This window comes from Neobacillus drentensis, from assembly GCF_036965245.1.
Classification (GTDB): Bacteria; Bacillota; Bacilli; order Bacillales; family Cytobacillaceae; genus Neobacillus; species Neobacillus drentensis_G.
Genome location: NZ_JBALPG010000173.1, coordinates 1 through 1392, shown reverse-complemented (window position 1 = coordinate 1392; position 1392 = coordinate 1). Strand labels below are relative to the sequence as shown.

Sequence of the window (1392 nt, the reverse complement as noted above, 5' to 3'; positions counted from 1 at the left end):
GAAAATAGATATGCTAGAACATCAGCCGCGAAAATTTACGATGTACCAGGTAATAACCAACAATGGAACCACGAAGATAAAAGTAAAACCGGGTTATAAAGTGATAAAGATCGTGCCGAAGGAGAAAAACAAAAAAAGACAGAAAAAAGGAACCAAACAATGAATTGGTTCCTTTTTCTAAAAGCTATTTTTAATTAACCTGAATCGTACTTAATTTCCCGGCATTACGATTAATGGTTTCAAGTGCTCTTTGGTATTCGTCTTCCAAACGGTTAATAATATCAGCGGTTGATTCAATTCGATCAATAGCCCCAACGCCATGACCAGCGGACCAAATATCCCGCCAGGCTTTTGCATTTGTTTCCTTTTGCATATCGTCAAAGTTAACCTTGTCTTTCCTTACCAATTGTTCCGGGTCAAGACCTGCTTTCTTAATACTAGGTTTCAACATATTAGCTTTTACACCTGAGAAAGCATCCGTTAAAATGATATCTTCCTGCGTGGCCTCAACTAACATTTCACGATATTCGTCTGTTGCCATACTTTCTGTTGCAACAATAAAGCGTGTACCCATGTAGGCTAAGTCTGCTCCAGCTGCTTGTGCAGCTAAAATGCCCTTGCCGGTTGAAATCGAACCTGCTAGAACAATAATACCGTCCCAAAAGCTCCGCACGATATCAACAAAAGCAAAGCTATTAATTTGTCCTGCATGTCCTCCAGCTCCACTAGCTACTAAAATCAGACCGTCGACACCAGCCTCTGCAGCTTTCATTGCAAATTTTACATCACTCACATCCGAGAATACGAGGCCGCCGTATTCATGAACAATGTCAACTACAAGTTTTGGACTACCCAAGGAAGTAATTACTACCTGTGGCTTATGTTTCTTGATTAAAGCCAATTCATCCTGCAAGCGGCTGTAGGAGCTATGTACTACCATATTCATCGCCCATGGAGCAATTTTTCGGTGTGGATCATTTGCTCGAGCCTCCTCCAGCTCTTCATTTAATTGACCCATCCATTGGTCAAGAACCTCAATTGGTCTTGCATTTGGAGCGGGAAATGAACCAATAACACCATTCAAACAACAATTTTTAACAAGCTCGGTGCCTGACACCAGAAACATTGGTGCAGATATGACCGGTAACCTTAATTGACTCCACCAGTTTTCAGGAATAGATTTTTTCATAACGTCCACCTCTCGATTTTGAATTTTCAGAATAGGTCACTTATTCTTATAGTACCTGAAACTGAATGAGTATTCAATCATTATTTTAAGTCTCTAATGAAAAGTTGGAAGCGTTTTAAAAACCGAACAATGATAATTATTATTTTTTTATCGTTCGCTTATTTTGAAATAGAGGGTTGAAATACACACATACCGTGTTATAA

At 39.4% G+C, this 1392-nt stretch carries 1 protein-coding gene; it reads right to left on the bottom strand.

Annotated elements, in window-relative coordinates; translation table 11 throughout:
• Window positions 1-190 precede the first annotated feature (190 nt).
• On the bottom strand, window positions 191-1189 hold the full coding sequence (locus V7150_RS24170) for an NAD(P)H-dependent flavin oxidoreductase (RefSeq protein ID WP_335523326.1): 999 nt from the start codon (window positions 1187-1189) through the stop codon (window positions 191-193).
• Between the last annotated feature and the right edge of the window lie 203 nt (window positions 1190-1392).

Bases quoted from the DNA above. Each gene is read 5' to 3' on its own strand.
- V7150_RS24170 (WP_335523326.1), bottom strand. From the start codon at position 1,189: ATGAAAAAATCTATTCCTGAAAACTGGTGGAGTCAATTAAGGTTACCG.